Raw genomic sequence first — 14,955 nt, forward strand, 5'->3', positions numbered from 1 at the left:
GACAAGGCACCATATGGCAGACGGGCCGCTAACCAATCTGCGAATCCTTTGTTCGATCAACCTGTTTAAAATAAACAGAAAACTCCATAACAACGCCCGAGAACATACTTGAAGAACAGGTATAGGCCGGCATCGGCGAGCAGGAGGATGCCGATGAATGGCAGTGCGACAAAGGCGATCGCATAGATCCACGCCCAAGGGGTCGGCCGTGGAGTGGGGGCAGTCACCCCCCGGATCGGCTGCCGTCCTGCCATTGTGGAGTCTCCATTCATCTCCTATAAGTTGAACAATATCATCTCAATTCACGTGTATGCAAGGTGAGGGGCAGCGGATGGCGACGGTCCGCGAGATATCTGATCGTGCGACCTGGGAACGTTGGCTGGCAAGGGCGGAACGCTGCGGCCTGCAGCAGGGCTGGGCCTATGGCGAGGCAGCATCCGCACAGGGACAGCAGGTCCGGCGTTTTCTCTTTGCCCGTGATGGCGATCCGCTCGGCCTGGCGCAGATACTCTGGCGTCGTTATCCGATGGGGCTTGGTGTGGCGATGCTGATGCGTGGCCCCGTATGGCTGCAACAGCCGGACGATGATGAAGCGAGGGCAATCATGGGGGCCATCCGATCCGCCCTGCCGCGAACGCTGATCATCTGGACGCCGGATGACACCGATGACCGACCGATACGTTGCGGATTTCGCCGGATTTATACGGGCTACTCGACCATCTGGCTGGATCTGCGTCCCGGTCTCGACGACTTGCGCGGACGGCTGGATGGCAAGTGGCGCAACATGTTGTGCCGTGCGGAGGAAACCGGCATGGCCGTCCGCGAGGTGCGCGGTGGCCAGGCACTCGACTGGTTGATCGAGACCAATGAGACACATCGAAAGAAGGTCGGATATCGGGGACCTTCGCCAAACTTCATTCGCGCCCTTGGCATGGCGCAACCGGCAGGGCGACGCATGGTGCTGGTGGCGTTCGACAACCGGCAGCCGATAGCCGGTGTCATCATGGACCGTCATGGCGCGTCGGCCACCTATTATGCGGGCTGCACGACAGAGACCGGCCGTCAATGGCGGGCCCATCACCGGCTGGTCTGGGAAGCGCTCGGCCGGCTGAAGGCATCAGGCGCGACGGCGCTCGATCTGGGCGGCATCGACACTGAAAGTTCACCAGGTGTGGCCCGTTTCAAGTTGGGGACAGGTGGCGAAGCGATAACGCTTGCGGGATCCTATCTCCTTCCGCCGGGCAGGCAGGACACGATTCCGGTTCCGCTCTACAGGGCGGATTTGCCGCCTGTCGAGCGTCGACGACACAAGAAAAAAGGGCCGCACCAGCGTGCGGCCCTTCCCTCGGATCCTGTCCGGTAGGACTTCCTAGAAGTCCATGCCGCCCATGCCACCCATGTCGGGAGCGGCAGGAGCAGCCTTCTTCTCGGGCTTCTCCGCGACCATGGCCTCGGTCGTGATCAGCAGACCGGCTACCGAAGCGGCATCCTGCAGGGCGCAACGCACGACCTTGGTCGGGTCGATGATGCCCTTGGCAACCAGATCGCAGAACTCGCCATTCTGCGCATCGAAGCCGTAATTGGCCTCGCTGCTCTCCAGCAGCTTGCCGACGATGACCGAGCCATCGGCACCGGCATTGTTGACGATCTGCTTTGCCGGTTCCTGGATCGCCTTCTTGACGATGTCGACGCCGAAGCGCTGGTCGTCATTGCTGGTCTTCAGGCCGTCCAGTGCCTTGAGTGCACGCAGCAGCGCCACGCCGCCACCCGGCACGATGCCTTCCTCGACCGCGGCGCGGGTCGCGTTCATCGCGTCGTCGACGCGATCCTTGCGCTCCTTCACCTCGATCTCGGTCGCCCCGCCGACGCGGATGACGGCAACGCCGCCGGCCAGCTTGGCGAGCCGCTCCTGCAGCTTCTCGCGGTCGTAGTCCGAGGTGGTGTCCTCGATCTGCGCCTTGATCTGGGCGATGCGGCCGGAGATCTCCTCCTTGCCACCGGCGCCGTCGACGATGGTGGTGTCTTCCTTGTTGATCACCACGCGCTTGGCATGGCCGAGCATGTCGAGGGTGACATTCTCGAGCTTGATGCCGAGGTCCTCGCTGATCACCTGGCCGGCGGTCAGGATGGCGATGTCCTCGAGCATGGCCTTGCGCCGGTCACCGAAGCCGGGCGCCTTGACGGCGGCGACCTTGAGACCGCCACGCAGCTTGTTGACGACGAGGGTGGCGAGCGCCTCGCCCTCGATGTCCTCGGCGATGATCAGGAGCGGCTTGGCGCTCTGGACGACCGCCTCGAGCACCGGCAGCAGGGTCTGCAGGTTCGAGAGCTTCTTCTCGTGGATCAGGATGTAGGGATCCTCGAGGACGGCGCGCATCTTCTCGCTGTCGGTGATGAAGTAGGGCGAGAGGTAGCCGCGGTCGAACTGCATGCCCTCGACGACGTCGAGCTCGGTCTCGAGGCTCTTCGCCTCCTCGACCGTGATCACGCCCTCGTTGCCGACCTTCTGCATCGCCTCGGCGAGCATCTTGCCGATCTCGCGATCGCCATTGGCCGAGATGGTGCCGACCTGCTCGACCTGGTCGCTGGTCGAGACCTTGATCGACCGGCCCTCGAGGTCCTTGACGACGGCGGCGACGGCGAGGTCGATGCCACGGCGCAGGTCCATCGGGTTGATGCCCGCGGCGACGGCCTTGTTGCCCTCGCGCAGGATGGCGGTGGCGAGCAGGGTCGCCGTCGTCGTGCCGTCACCGGCCACGTCGTTGGTCTTCGAGGCCACCTCGCGCACCATCTGCGCGCCCATGTTCTCGAACTTGTCGCTGAGCTCGATCTCCTTGGCGACGGTCACGCCGTCCTTGGTGATCCGGGGAGCACCGAAGCTCTTGTCGAGAATGACGTTGCGACCCTTCGGGCCGAGCGTCACCTTGACGGCGTTGTTGAGGATGTCGACGCCGCGCAGCATCTTGTTGCGGGCATCGGTATCGAATTTGACTTCCTTGGCAGCCATGTTGCGAATCTCTCCTGGAATGATTTCTGGTTCAGGCGGCCTTGGCGACGGAAGCGCCCTCGACGACGCCCATGATGTCGCTTTCCTTCATGATCAACAGTTCTTCGCCGTCGATCTTGACCTCGGTGCCGGACCACTTGCCGAACAGGATGCGGTCGCCGGGCTTGACATCGAGGGCGGCAACCTCGCCCTTGTCATTCTTCGCGCCGGGACCGACGGCGATCACCTCGCCCTGCATCGGCTTTTCCTTGGCGGTGTCGGGGATGATGATGCCACCGGCGGTCTTCTGTTCTTCCTCGACGCGACGAACCAGCACGCGGTCGTGCAACGGCCTGAATTTCATGGATGATGTCCCTCCAGATGAACCTGTTAGCACTCACTGGAGGCGAGTGCTAACTTCGGACTTGGAAGTATGATCCGGGCATCACCGGTTCAAGGGGATCGCCGGAAAAAATGTTGGCACTCATGTCGACCTGCTGCCAACAATATGAAAATCAATGATTTTTTCCAAATGAAAGTTGACCTTAACCTTTTTGCGTGAATCATGGACGAGGTCGAACGGTTCATTGGAGAGCATGACATGCCCGAAGTGTCATCCGCGATGCAACTTCAGCTCAAGGGCTATCGGCTGACGACGGCCGAGATCGTATATCATCTGCCCGATCATCCCGGCGTGTTGCAGAGCTTCGTCTGGCAGCATTACGATATTGCACCGCGTTATCCCGAACTGCATCGTTTTCTCGATTTCTGGTGCGAGAACATCGAGGGTCGCCTGCACACCGTGACCGTCGCGCGCAAGCAGCTCGTCGGACCGGCGACAACCATTCACGCATCGGGAATGTGGAACCTGCACTGATAAGATTCCGCCCCCGTTGGCGCATGTCCGGGAGACGGGCGGCAATGGAGCATGGAGATGGGCGCCGCGGGACGGTGTCGAGCCTGCGCGGCACCCGGTCGGCAAAGGTTCAGGCCGCGAGGACCCGCGTCAGCGCCTCGTCATAGAGCGATTCCACTTCCTCGCCCTTGTAGATCAGGGTTTCGCAGCGGGCGAGAACCTCGGGCGGGGGGTAGATGGCCGGATTGTCCCGGTCGGATTCCGGAATGTACTGCATGGCCGCCGCATTGGGGCAGGCATACTGGATGTATTCCGCAATCGAGGCATGGACCTGCGCATCGAGGATGTAGTTGATCCACTCCAGCGCTTCTTCGACATGTGGCGCATCCTTGGGAATGGCCATGGTATCTTCCCAGATGTTGCTTCCCTCCTCGGGCACCACATAGTTGAGGTCGTCGTCTTCGGCCATCACTTGCAGGATGTCGCCCGACCATTCGTGCGCGGCGTCGACCTCGCCCGAGATCAGCAGATCCTGTCCGGTATCCGGGGTGAAAGTCTTGACCTGGCTTTTGACTTCGATGAGGGCATCGGCCGCTGCCGCGATCTCGGCCGGGTCGCGACTGTTGAGCGACAGGCCAAGATATTTCAGCGCCATCTGGATGACGTGCTTGTCGTCGAGCAGCGACACGCGGCCCGCCAGCGCGGGATCGGTGAGTAGATCCTTCCAGGAGTTCGGCGAGGCGACCGACTTGCGATAGCCGATACCCATCGTTCCCCACATGTAGGGCATCGAGAACCTGCGCCCCGGATCGAATTCCGGATTGGCGAACTTCCCGTCGATGTTGGCGAAGTTCGGGATCTTCGCATGGTCGAGTTCGGTCAGCATGCCGGCAAGGATCATCCGCTCGACCCAGTCATTTGACGGATAGATCACGTCATAGCCGGGATTGCCCTCGCGCAGCTTGGAAAACAGCTCGTCATTCGAGGCGAACAGGTCGTAGCGGACCTCGACCCCGGTCTTGTCCGTGAAGTCGAAGACCGTGGTCTCGCCGATATACGTGTCCCAGTTGTAGATGTTCACGATGCGGTCCTGCGCCCGAGCGAGGCGGGGCAGACTCGCCGCCGTGGCGGCAACGGCAAGCGTGCCGCCGAGCATATGGCGCCGGTTGATGGCTGGCATGGCAATGGGACTGGGGCGACGCGGCATGGATCCTCCATCCTTGGGCGTGTTGGCGGTTGACACATTTCAGAAGGACCCGGTCGGGATGTCAACGGTACGCGTTGTCAGTCGCTTGCGGCGATAGGGGTCTGATGTCGCAGCGCCGCCTCTGCCGGCATTCCCGTTCGCGGGGGGGGGCCTATCGTGGCCCCTGTTCGTGGGCCCCCGCATCCGGGCCGGCGCCGATGACCGGACGCGGCTCTATCTGACGCGGATCAAGATATTCCCACTTTGGCAACGTTGTGAATCCTAACACTGTCCCGGGTTCCACGCCCTTGTCGACGCCAATTCCCGATTTCGCGATGGCTGCCAGTGACATCGCTTCGTCAACGCGCACATTTCCCGCTTCGTCGGCCGCCCCGATGGTGAGTTCGCCTGCACCGAGAAAGAGATTGTTGACGACCGTCGCGACCACCGGGGAGTCATTGCGCAGGAAGATACCGGTGCCAAAGTCGTTGATGATCGTGTTGTGGATCAGCTCCAGGCTGGAATTGGCCCGGTTGCTGCTCTCGGCGCCGAAGGCGATGATGGAATGATTGTCGGCCAGCGGCCCCTGCCGGATGATATTTCCCTCGATCAGCACCTTTCCCCCTTCCGAGATATCGATCTGGTAGGAACCGTTGCCGCCTTCGCCATCCTCGATGCGATTGTAGAGGATCACCGTTTCATCGGCGCGCGACTTGATGTTGTGCCCGGCGATCGGGTTGTGGATGTAGCTGCCCTGGACGGTCAGGCGTCCCCCGCGGCCCATGTAGATGTTGTGGCCGGGCTGGATGCCGTAACTCTCGTAGTCCACACCGTTGTCGTTGAATTCGCTGCGGTCGATGAGCAGGTTGCCGGTGAAGTCCTGCGAGACGAGCAGGCCCATCTCGTTATGGTGGAAGTGGACGTCGCGCAGGGTCAGGTCCGCTCCCTCGGCGCGAACGCCCGCACAGTTGTGGTCGCTGACCTTGCAGCCCGACAGCTCGATGCCCTCGATGGTGACGTTGCGACCGCTCACGACCCAAAGCCCCTTGTCGCCGAAGCCGCGTCCGGCCGCGTCCACATGGACATCTCCGCCAACTGCGCGGATGATGATATCGTTCTGCGGCCAGCCGGCGACATCGCCACGGTAAAGGCCGGCATCAATCTCGACGATGTCGCCGTCCTGGGCGGCGGCCGCCGCCTCGCTCGGCAACTGGAATTCCCGTCCGGGTCCCACCCTCAGGATACGGCGGCCATTCTCGGTCGTCGGCTGTTCGGTGGCGAGTCCTGCCTGCAGGCCGCTTGCACCTGCGCGCTGTTGTGCCGTCGCGGAAGGCCGGGACGGTGCGTTGTCATCGACCAGACGCATGGGCTTCCCGTCGACGGTGATGCCGGCAATTTCGTTCTGTTCGAAGGGAATCGTCAGTTTGCGGCCATCCTTGAGTTCGACTTGCATCTCGGCCATGGCGGCACTGCCCGAAAGCAGTATGAGCACGAGCACCTGTGAGATCGACCGCATCCTGTTCCTTTCCACCATTTCGACAGAACCGGCACCAGGGAGGCTGGTTGCTGTCTCGTTCCCGGTACCTGTCCACCATCATTCCGTTCGCCATCGGACCGGAGCAGGCGTGTCCAAGCGCTTCAATTCCCTATAACTTATGATGCCATGGCGTGTATCCTGCGCCGGACGAGACGCGCACCCGAGGATGTCCCGGGGGCGGCAAGGGTTCCTGCGGGCGAGTTTCCCGGCACGATGCGAGGTTGGATGTGACGTTCTGGGCGATGGTTGCCGGCCTGTTGATCGGTGGACTGGGGGGCATGCTCATCGGCCTCATCTGGGGCGAGCGGCGCCGGCAGGCCATTCTCGACATGCTCGAACGTGCGGAAAACCACCGCCAGTCGGAGACCGACGCGCTGCTCGATGGCGTCAAGCTCGCCTTTGCCGACATTTCCAACGATACCTTCCGTCGAGCGGGCGACGATGTGATGCGTCTGGCACAGGTTACCCTGACGGGCGAACGCCGGGCCCACGGGGAGCGTCTGGCGGTGGAGCGGGCGGAGCTCGAAACCCGCATGGCCACCATCATGGGACAACTTGAACGCATGCAGCAGCTCGTGCGCGAGCTCGAACAGGATCGTTCGGGCAAGTTCGGCGAGTTGACGGCCCAGCTGCGTCAGGCCGGCAAGGGTGCCGAGCGTCTGCAGCAGACGACCGAAAAACTGTCGCGGGCTCTCACCAATGCCCGGGCTCGCGGACAGTGGGGCGAGCGGATGGCGGAGGATCTGCTGACGTCGCTGGGCATGCAGGAAGGAGTGAACTTTCTCCGCCAGCAATCCCTGGCGTCGGGTGGGCGGCCGGATTTCACGTTTCTCCTGCCCGGCGGGCGGACGCTCCACATGGATGTCAAGTTTCCGCTCGACAATCTCCAGCGCAGTCTCGACGCTGATGACAAGGCGGCGCGCGAACGGGGCGAGGCGGCATTCCTGCGGGATGTGAGGCAGAAGATCGCCGAGATTGTGGCGCGGGGATATGTCGCGCCCCAGGACGGTACGCTGGACCTGGCACTGCTGCTGGTGCCCAACGAGGGTGTCTATCGCGCGATGATCGAACTGGCGCCGGGGTTGCTGGACGAGGCGCTGACGAGGCGGGTGGCGCTGGTCTCGCCGATGTCCTCCTTTGCCGTGCTGGTGGTGATGAGGCACATCGCCGGGCAGTGGCAGCTCAGCCATCATGCACGGGAACTTCTCCAGATGGTTGAAACCTTCACCCGCGACTGGCAGGCCTACGGCGAGCGTGCCGACCGTGCGGAGCAGGGGCTTGAGCAGGTGCTGGGCGAGATCCGCAAGCTCAATGGCAGTCGCCGCCGGTCGCTGGACAGGACCCTCGAACGCATGCGTGCGCTCGATGAGCAGGATGTCGTCCCGGAAGGGGGACCTTCAACCTGTCGGGGCAATACTCCGAACGGGTAAGGTCTTGCTCCCGATCATGACGAGATCGGGTCCGCCGCCGGAAACGGTCCCGGGCGGGCGGGGAAGTGAGCGGATGTTCCGTGTGTCAGGTCTGTATCTCGAACAGCTTGTGCAGCTTTTCTCCCGGAAGTGTGGAGATGATCTCGTAGGTGTAACCGTCGCTTGTCCAGACCACCCGGTTCAGTCCGTCTTGCGCACTGTAGAATGGGCCGGACTTGATCGTATCGATGTCGTCGGCGGGCCGCATGAACATCAGGACAGGACTGCTTTCATTACCATAGGCGACCATCGCCATCTGGTTGCCATCCACGGTCTGTATATCTCCACCGATGATGGGAAAGCCGGCGGCCGTCGGAACCGCGGGCACCGAGTACCCCAGCCGTGCCGCCAGCCAATGCTGCAACATGCGGCTGTCCTCGGTGCGCAGGCTCGGCATCTTCTTGCCCGACGCAACCAGCCAGTAGGTCTCCTCGATATCCGGCTCGCTGCGCCACAGGCCGAGAACTTCGACAACTCCTATCAGGGCCGGGGCGGCAAGGCCGAGCATCAGCACGAGCGCGGCCATCGGGGCAAGCCTGTGCAGAAACGACGGCTTGCCCGGCTCTTCGCCATCGGCGACCAGCATCTCGCGCGACTCCTGCGTCTCGGTGGCTGGCGAACGGCTCTCGACGGGCTTGAGCGCCACCACACCGCGAGGCGGCCGCTCGGCCGTGCGGGTCGCTCCTTCGCTGGCGACCATATGGGCATCGATGTGGGCCCAGAGCGATTCCTCGTTGCCCATCGCACGGAACCGGCGCCTCAGATCACGCTCGAACCGGCGCAGTTCCTCGACTCGGGCCTCACAGCTCTCGCACTGCGCAATGTGCTGGCGCAGCACCGCAGTTCGACCGCGGCCCAGACGTCCGTCCAGGATCGCTTCGAGATACCGCTCAAGATCAGAGCAGTGCATGATCACCCTCATGTGCCATTGGCGGGAACGGTCCCGGAAGGCAGGCCGCCCGCTCGATTTTTCACACCGTTACGAATTGTCGATCAAATGTGTAGGAAACGCCACATAAACGCAACGGTCCACAGCTGCCCTGAAGGATGTCATTGATGAATCGTGAGCAATAAATTTTAATTGCAATCAAAAAGGGAGTGAAATTCAAGGAAAATTCAATCAGTCATCGAAATGAAATTGGGGTTGCCTTGTTCCCGCAACCCGTCACACTGTCCGGCGATCAAGACGATACTGCTCCCGGATCACGGCGGTCCGGTCCGCCGGTACTCCGGGCCAACCAGCCAGGGAGGGTTCATGGCAGACAATGCCGCTATCCGTAACGTTGCTTTGGTGGGACCCAACGGTACCGGCAAGACGAGCCTCATGGAGAGTCTCCTGTCGGTGTCCGGGGCCATCTCGCGCAAGGGCAGGGTCAGCGACCGCAACACGGTGGGCGACAACAGCGCCGAATCGCGTGAGCGGCAGATGAGCACCGAGGTCTCCACCGCCAGCTTCGAACATGAGGGGTTGCGTTTCAATCTGATCGACTGTCCCGGTTCCATCGAGTTTCAGCAGGAAATGCGCAATGCGGTCCTTGGAACCGATCTGGCCGTGGTTGTGGTGGAGCCGGTCATCGAACGGATGATCGCCATCGCTCCCCTGCTGCATTTCCTCGACTCGCACGGCATGCCGCACATGGTGTTCATCAACAAGATGGACCGTTCCGAAGTACGATACCGTGACCTTCTGCAGGCTGTTCGCGATGTCAGCACCCGTCCCGTGGTGCCGCACCAGTATGCGATCGGACGGGGCGATGATCTGGTCGGCTACATCGACCTCATAAGCGAGCAGGCCTACAGCTACAACAGGGATGGCCCCTCCGACCGTATCGAATTGCCGGCCGATTATCGTGAGAGGGAACAGGTTGCCCGTACCGAGATGCTGGAGACGCTGGCCGATTTTGACGACGATCTGATGGAAAAGCTGCTTGAGGACCAGCAGCCTACCACGGACGAGATCCTTCTCGACATGCAGAAGACCCTGGGGACCGACCAGGTGGTGCCCGTGTTCATGGGGGTGGCCGAGAGCGATATGGGCGTGCGCCGTTTCCTTGAGGCGCTGGTCAAGGAGGCTCCCGAACCTTCCACCCATGCCGAGCTCCTCGGTGTTGCCGCCGGGGGCGATGCCGCTGTCCAGGTGCTCAAGAATTTCCACTTGCCGCATGCCGGCAAGCTGTCCCTCGTGCGCGTGTGGCGCGGCGAGGTCGGCGATGGCATGCAGCTCGGTGGCATGCGTGTCGGCGGTGTCTACCGGCTGATAGGGCACCAGCAGGAGGCCGTCGGGAAGGCGATGGCCGGCGATATCGTCGGACTGGCGCGCATGGAGGATGCCAGGGTCGGGGCAGTACTGACCGCCAGCGGCGGCGATCCCGAATTCGCCGTTTCGGACCCCGGCCAGATCCAGCCGATGTTCGCCTTCGCAATCCAGGCGGCCGACCGCAACGACGAGGTCAAATTGTCGGGCGCCTTCGCCAAGCTGGTCGACGAGGATCCGTCGCTCAGGCTGGAGCAGGATCCCGAGATGCACCAGACGCTGCTCTGGGGACAGGGAGAGATGCATCTCAAGGTCGCTCTCGACCGTCTGCGCAACAAGTACAATATCGAGGTCGAGACCTTGCCGCCGCGCACGCCCTATCGCGAGACGATCCGCAAGACCGCGAGCGCACATGGCCGGCACAAGAAGCAGTCGGGCGGTCATGGCCAGTTCGGCGACGTCAAGATCGACATCCAGCCCCTGCCGCGCGGCGAGGGCTTCGTTTTCCACAACAAGATCGTCGGCGGGGCGGTGCCCAGGCAGTTCATCCCCGCGGTCGAGGCGGGTGCGCGCGATCACCTGCAAAAGGGTCCGCTCGGTTTCAAGGTGGTGGATATCGCCGTGACGCTCAATGACGGCCAGTTCCACTCCGTCGACAGCAACGAGATGTCGTTCAAGATGGCAGCGGCCCTGGCGCTGAAGGAGGGACTGCCACATTGCGGTCCGGTACTGCTCGAGCCGATCCTCGACATCACCATATCCGTTCCATCGGAATACACCTCGCGCACCCTGCAACTCGTGAGCCAGAAGCGCGGGCAGATCCTCGGTTACGAGGCCAAGTCGGACTGGAGCGGCTGGGACGAGATCAAGGTCCACATGCCTCAGGGCGAGGTCCACGACCTGATCATCAATCTGAGATCGCTGTCACAGGGCACGGGTTTCTACGAGTGGAAATACGACCACCTCCAGGAAGTCCCCGACAAGCTCGCTTCGACACTCGTTGAACAGGCCGCCGCCGCGGTCCACTGACCAATCCGTGGTGCGGGGAGAAAGGGACGGTGCCCGGCACCGTCCCTTTTTCGTGCGCCAGGCATGGGGCACTCCTGCGGCTGGGGGAGGGGACGATGTCAGCAGGCATGAAATTGCCCGGATTGGGACGCTGAACGCGCCGATGCAGCAGCTGCGACATGCAAGGATATCAAGCCATTTTGCCGCCTGACAGCGATTGCGGCAGCCCATCTCGAACAAGGCGGTGTTCGTGGTCCTCGCCCCGGCATGCGATACATGCCGGGGGCATGCCCGTCGCATTTTAGGCAAGTTTTCGATTAAAATTGAATCAAATGAAGACGATACATGCCCGGTGGTTGATGTTTTTAATTGGCAAATATCTACTTAAGGTTTACATTATGTCTTGTGTTCATGGGTTTTCCCTATGACACCCGACTTGAGGCGTTTCCTCCCTATTCAATTAGCCGCGGCTTCGGCCGCGGCTTTTTTCTTGAATTGACTTGCGCGAGTTGGCGTCTTTTTATCCCTTGAGTATTCTCGCACCCGACCAATATCCTTCCCCATTATGCTTCTTCGCTCATGACATCGGGACGCAAAGCCTCATTTGTCGTCGCAGAATGTCGAAGTTGTACGGCTTTGCGAAACGGGCATAATCCTGATTGCTTACAACAAGGGAGAAGACTGCCATGAGCTTCGGAATTGGCGGTGGCCTGCTCGGCCTCATCATCCTGATCGCTGACGTGTGGGCGATCGTCAATGTCATGGGAAGCAGCGCATCCGTCCCGGGCAAGGTGCTGTGGATCGTGATCATCCTGGTTCTGCCGGTGATCGGCCTGCTGCTATGGTTCTTTGCCGGTCCGAGATCGCGCTAGTCGCTTCCGTTCGAACGCACCGGCACAGGGGGCGATCCCTTTGGATCGCCCCCTGCCACACACCCGGCATCGAAGAACAGATGTCGGGCGTGGGTAGTGTACCGGTCTTAAGGCGTCGCCCCCATGCCGCCATCAATCCTGTATTGTGCGCCCGTGACGAATGCGCTCTCGTCACTTGCAAGGAACAGGACCAAGTTCGCTATTTCGTGGGTTTCGCCGTAGCGCATCAGCGGAATGCGAGCCGCGAATTGCTCTTGGGCCGTGTCGGAATCTGCCGGATTGAAACCGGATTCGATCGATCGCATCATCCGCGTGTTGACGGGAGACGGATGAACGGAATTCACCCGGACATTGCTCGCAGCCACTTCGAGGGCCGCAGTCTTCGTCAGGCCGCAAACGGCGTGCTTGCTGGCGACGTAAGGGCCCAGATTGACAGTGCCATCGAGTCCGGCATTGGACGACATGTTGATGATGCTGCCGCTTTTCTTCTCTATCATCGTCGGCAGGACGTGTTTGAGGCCCAGAAATACGCCACGGACATTGACCGCCTGCACCTTTTCAAAATCGTCGAGCGACACGTCGGTGATCGGCTGGACCTTGCCCTCGATTCCCGCATTGTTGAAAAAGATGTCGATGGTGCCAAATCGCTCGATCGTCCGGTCGACGTAACCTCGTACCTGGTCTTCCTGGGTAACGTCAGCCTGGACTGCGAGAAGGTCGCCAAGACTGGCAAGCTCCCTTTCGACCTTCTCCAGTTCCGTCTTCGACAAATCGACGATAACGACTTTCGCTCCTTCTTCGAGGAATCTTGCCGCGGTCGATTTGCCGATTCCACCAGTACCGCCCGTGATAATGGCAACCTTGCCTTCCAAGCGCTTCATCTCCATCCCCTTCATCGATTGTTCGGAACGCGGCAGGTTCATTTGACAGCAAGGTGTTCGAGAAACCACTGGGTGGCTGGCGGCTCGGCCTTGTCGAAATTAGCGACGTAGGCGTCAAAATGTCCTCCTTTGAGGGTCACGAGCTTCTTCGGGTGGAGGGCACGCTCATATGCGGCAAGGGCCTGATCTGCGACGGTCAGATGATCTCCCAGCGCAACGACCATCAAAAGCGGCGTGGGGCTGACATGCGAGATGTAGCTCGCGGGCTCATATTCCGTGAACATCTCCACCGACTGGAGCGTCACCTCGTTCTTCCAGGACGGCGCGCGAGCCTTGTGCGTTTCGCTGAACCATTTCCATGAGTCTGGCGTGGGAAGCGCCGATGGGGCGTTCGGGTCTTCGTCAACGACGGGGATCATGGCAGGCTTTCCGCCTTTCATGCGATTGCGGCGGTCATCCTCGAAGGCTTGCTGGAGACCCGCGATGAAATCGGCCCGGACCAGCCTTCGAGCGTTCTCATGGCCGCTCGCGAGCGGTACCTGTGAAACCACCGCCTTGACGCGCCGGTCGATCGCCGCCACCACCAGCACATGTCCGCCGGAATAGCTCGAACCCCACACCCCGATCCGCGTGGCATCCGTCTCGGCAAGCGTTTCCGCGTAGGTGATGGCATCGCGATAGTCCGATACCTGTGTCCACGGGTTGATATGTTGGCGATTGTCGCCGTCACTTGCTCCGAAATTGCGGTTGTCGAACACGATGGCGGCCATCCCGGCCTTGGCGAAGGCCTCGGCGAACTTGTCGAGGTACATTTCCTTCACGGCTGAGAAGCCATGCGCCATGACGATGGTCGCGAACGGACCCTTGCCATTGTCCGGCATGTAGTGCCAGCCGCGCAGGGTCACGCCATCCTCTGTCCTGAACTCCACGTCTTTCCGCATTGAATTTTTCCCCTTCGGTTAAACGGAATACCGGCACAGTGTCTCGCCGCCGTCGATGCGGACCAGGGCGCCATGGATGTAGCTTGAGCGTTCCGAAGCCAGGAACACCGCCAGGTCGGCGATGTCCGGCACCTCGCCCCACCGTTTCAAGGGAATGCTCTCGGTGAACATCGTGTCGAAGTCCTTGTCGTCAGCGAAGGCACGGGTCAGGGCGGTCTTCGCGTAGGTCGGACAGATGCCGTTCACGCGGATATTGTTGCGTCCGTACTCGATGGCCAGGCAGCGTGTGAGGTTGGCCTGTGCGCCTTTCGAGATGTTATAGACGGACTGGTTGGGGTGGCCCTGCAGGCCGGCAGTGGACACCAGGTTGATAATGTTGCCGCCGTCACCCTGCTTCAGAAAGACCTTGATGGCTTCCTGGGCGCCGAGGAAGCTGCCGCGGACGTTGACGTTGAAGCAGAGGTCGAGGTCAGCTTCCTCGAACTCGTGGAGAAGCTTGCCACCGCGATAGATGCCGGCGTTGTTGACCATGACATCGAGGCGGCCGAAAGTCCTGACCGCGTGATCTACGAGGCTGGCGACGTCTGCCCGCTTGGTGACGTCGCACTTCTTGAACGTGGCCTTGCCACCCTTGCTTTCCACGAGCTGGACGGTCGTGAGTTCAGGCTTTTCGTCGAAACCGGAAGGATTGGCTTCCTCCTTCAAGTCCCCGATGACGATCAGTGCGCCTTCGGCCGCCATCTTGTCGGCGATGCCACGGCCAAAACCGGTGCTTGCTCCCGTGATGACGACGACCTTGCCGTCAAGTTCCGTGTTCATGCGTCAACCTCCCGTTTGGATTTGTGCGGCAAGGATCGCATGGGACGTGAGCGCAGTCTTGTCCGTCCGGCCCCCCGAACTTGTCTGAGAGTGCACTCTGGTGTACCCTCGCGTCAGGGTGGAATATCGCCCTCACGCCCCGAAGA

Annotated in this window: 13 protein-coding genes; 5 read left to right on the forward strand and 8 right to left on the reverse strand. The window is 61.4% G+C overall.

The window, feature by feature from the left end; all coding sequences use genetic code 11:
• The first annotated feature begins 331 nt into the window (after positions 1 to 331).
• A complete protein-coding gene (locus tag H6851_10780; protein MCB9944086.1) occupies positions 332 to 1,363 on the forward strand; it encodes a peptidoglycan bridge formation glycyltransferase FemA/FemB family protein in 1,032 nt (343 codons plus the stop codon).
• A gap of 6 nt (positions 1,364 to 1,369) precedes the next feature.
• On the opposite strand, the gene groL is transcribed toward H6851_10780, so the two are convergent.
• Both groL and groES read right to left on the reverse strand, forming a co-directional pair.
• Positions 1,370 to 3,007, reverse strand: a complete 1,638-nt coding sequence (gene groL, locus H6851_10785; protein ID MCB9944087.1) for a chaperonin GroEL — start codon at positions 3,005 to 3,007, stop codon at positions 1,370 to 1,372.
• Between the two features lie 31 nt (positions 3,008 to 3,038).
• A complete protein-coding gene (groES, locus tag H6851_10790) occupies positions 3,039 to 3,350 on the reverse strand; it encodes a co-chaperone GroES (GenBank protein ID MCB9944088.1) in 312 nt (103 codons plus the stop codon).
• A 258-nt stretch (positions 3,351 to 3,608) separates the two neighbouring features.
• On the opposite strand from groES, the gene H6851_10795 reads away from it, so the two are divergent.
• Positions 3,609 to 3,863, forward strand: a complete 255-nt coding sequence (locus H6851_10795; protein ID MCB9944089.1) for a Usg family protein — start codon at positions 3,609 to 3,611, stop codon at positions 3,861 to 3,863.
• Between the two features lie 109 nt (positions 3,864 to 3,972).
• Here H6851_10795 and H6851_10800 read toward each other — a convergent pair whose 3' ends face one another.
• Both H6851_10800 and H6851_10805 read right to left on the reverse strand, forming a co-directional pair.
• Positions 3,973 to 5,022, reverse strand: a complete 1,050-nt coding sequence (locus tag H6851_10800) for a spermidine/putrescine ABC transporter substrate-binding protein (protein MCB9944090.1) — start codon at positions 5,020 to 5,022, stop codon at positions 3,973 to 3,975.
• A gap of 178 nt (positions 5,023 to 5,200) precedes the next feature.
• Complete coding sequence (locus tag H6851_10805; protein ID MCB9944091.1) at positions 5,201 to 6,544, reverse strand: right-handed parallel beta-helix repeat-containing protein; 1,344 nt, start codon at positions 6,542 to 6,544, stop codon at positions 5,201 to 5,203.
• Positions 6,545 to 6,792: 248 nt separating this feature from the next.
• On the opposite strand from H6851_10805, the gene H6851_10810 reads away from it, so the two are divergent.
• On the forward strand, positions 6,793 to 7,995 hold the full coding sequence (locus H6851_10810) for a DNA recombination protein RmuC (protein ID MCB9944092.1): 1,203 nt from the start codon (positions 6,793 to 6,795) through the stop codon (positions 7,993 to 7,995).
• A gap of 85 nt (positions 7,996 to 8,080) precedes the next feature.
• Here the strand turns inward: H6851_10810 and H6851_10815 are convergent, their stop codons facing one another.
• Positions 8,081 to 8,944, reverse strand: a complete 864-nt coding sequence (locus H6851_10815; GenBank protein MCB9944093.1) for a zf-HC2 domain-containing protein — start codon at positions 8,942 to 8,944, stop codon at positions 8,081 to 8,083.
• Positions 8,945 to 9,289: 345 nt separating this feature from the next.
• Between H6851_10815 and H6851_10820 the strand changes: the two genes are divergently transcribed.
• Together H6851_10820 and H6851_10825 are read left to right on the forward strand one after the other, a co-directional pair.
• Positions 9,290 to 11,317, forward strand: coding sequence for an elongation factor G (locus H6851_10820; GenBank protein ID MCB9944094.1), 2,028 nt, complete (start codon positions 9,290 to 9,292; stop codon positions 11,315 to 11,317).
• A 665-nt stretch (positions 11,318 to 11,982) separates the two neighbouring features.
• On the forward strand, positions 11,983 to 12,168 hold the full coding sequence (locus H6851_10825; protein ID MCB9944095.1) for a PLDc_N domain-containing protein: 186 nt from the start codon (positions 11,983 to 11,985) through the stop codon (positions 12,166 to 12,168).
• A gap of 107 nt (positions 12,169 to 12,275) precedes the next feature.
• On the opposite strand, the gene H6851_10830 is transcribed toward H6851_10825, so the two are convergent.
• Genes H6851_10830 through H6851_10840 form a run of 3 tightly spaced genes read right to left on the reverse strand, consistent with a single transcriptional unit; the run spans position 12,276 to position 14,809 of the window.
• Positions 12,276 to 13,049: an SDR family oxidoreductase gene (locus tag H6851_10830; protein MCB9944096.1), complete on the reverse strand. Its 774-nt coding sequence runs from the start codon at positions 13,047 to 13,049 to the stop codon at positions 12,276 to 12,278.
• A gap of 38 nt (positions 13,050 to 13,087) precedes the next feature.
• Positions 13,088 to 13,990 (reverse strand): alpha/beta hydrolase, encoded by a 903-nt coding sequence (locus H6851_10835; protein MCB9944097.1) that lies wholly within the window; start codon positions 13,988 to 13,990, stop codon positions 13,088 to 13,090.
• A gap of 18 nt (positions 13,991 to 14,008) precedes the next feature.
• A complete protein-coding gene (locus tag H6851_10840; protein MCB9944098.1) occupies positions 14,009 to 14,809 on the reverse strand; it encodes an SDR family oxidoreductase in 801 nt (266 codons plus the stop codon).
• Positions 14,810 to 14,955 lie beyond the last annotated feature (146 nt).

The sequence above is a fragment of the Geminicoccaceae bacterium genome, from assembly GCA_020638465.1.
In the GTDB taxonomy this organism is placed as follows: domain Bacteria; phylum Pseudomonadota; class Alphaproteobacteria; order Geminicoccales; family Geminicoccaceae; genus JAGREO01.

Bases quoted from the DNA above. Each gene is read 5' to 3' on its own strand.
- H6851_10800 (MCB9944090.1), bottom strand. From the start codon at position 5,022: ATGCCAGCCATCAACCGGCGCCATATGCTCGGCGGCACGCTTGCCGTT.
- H6851_10795 (MCB9944089.1), top strand. From the start codon at position 3,609: ATGCAACTTCAGCTCAAGGGCTATCGGCTGACGACGGCCGAGATCGTA.
- H6851_10835 (MCB9944097.1), bottom strand. From the start codon at position 13,990: ATGCGGAAAGACGTGGAGTTCAGGACAGAGGATGGCGTGACCCTGCGC.
- H6851_10825 (MCB9944095.1), top strand. From the start codon at position 11,983: ATGAGCTTCGGAATTGGCGGTGGCCTGCTCGGCCTCATCATCCTGATC.
- H6851_10820 (MCB9944094.1), top strand. From the start codon at position 9,290: ATGGCAGACAATGCCGCTATCCGTAACGTTGCTTTGGTGGGACCCAAC.
- H6851_10805 (MCB9944091.1), bottom strand. From the start codon at position 6,544: ATGCGGTCGATCTCACAGGTGCTCGTGCTCATACTGCTTTCGGGCAGT.
- groL (MCB9944087.1), bottom strand. From the start codon at position 3,007: ATGGCTGCCAAGGAAGTCAAATTCGATACCGATGCCCGCAACAAGATG.
- H6851_10840 (MCB9944098.1), bottom strand. From the start codon at position 14,809: ATGAACACGGAACTTGACGGCAAGGTCGTCGTCATCACGGGAGCAAGC.
- H6851_10815 (MCB9944093.1), bottom strand. From the start codon at position 8,944: ATGCACTGCTCTGATCTTGAGCGGTATCTCGAAGCGATCCTGGACGGA.
- H6851_10830 (MCB9944096.1), bottom strand. From the start codon at position 13,049: ATGAAGCGCTTGGAAGGCAAGGTTGCCATTATCACGGGCGGTACTGGT.
- groES (MCB9944088.1), bottom strand. From the start codon at position 3,350: ATGAAATTCAGGCCGTTGCACGACCGCGTGCTGGTTCGTCGCGTCGAG.
- H6851_10780 (MCB9944086.1), top strand. From the start codon at position 332: ATGGCGACGGTCCGCGAGATATCTGATCGTGCGACCTGGGAACGTTGG.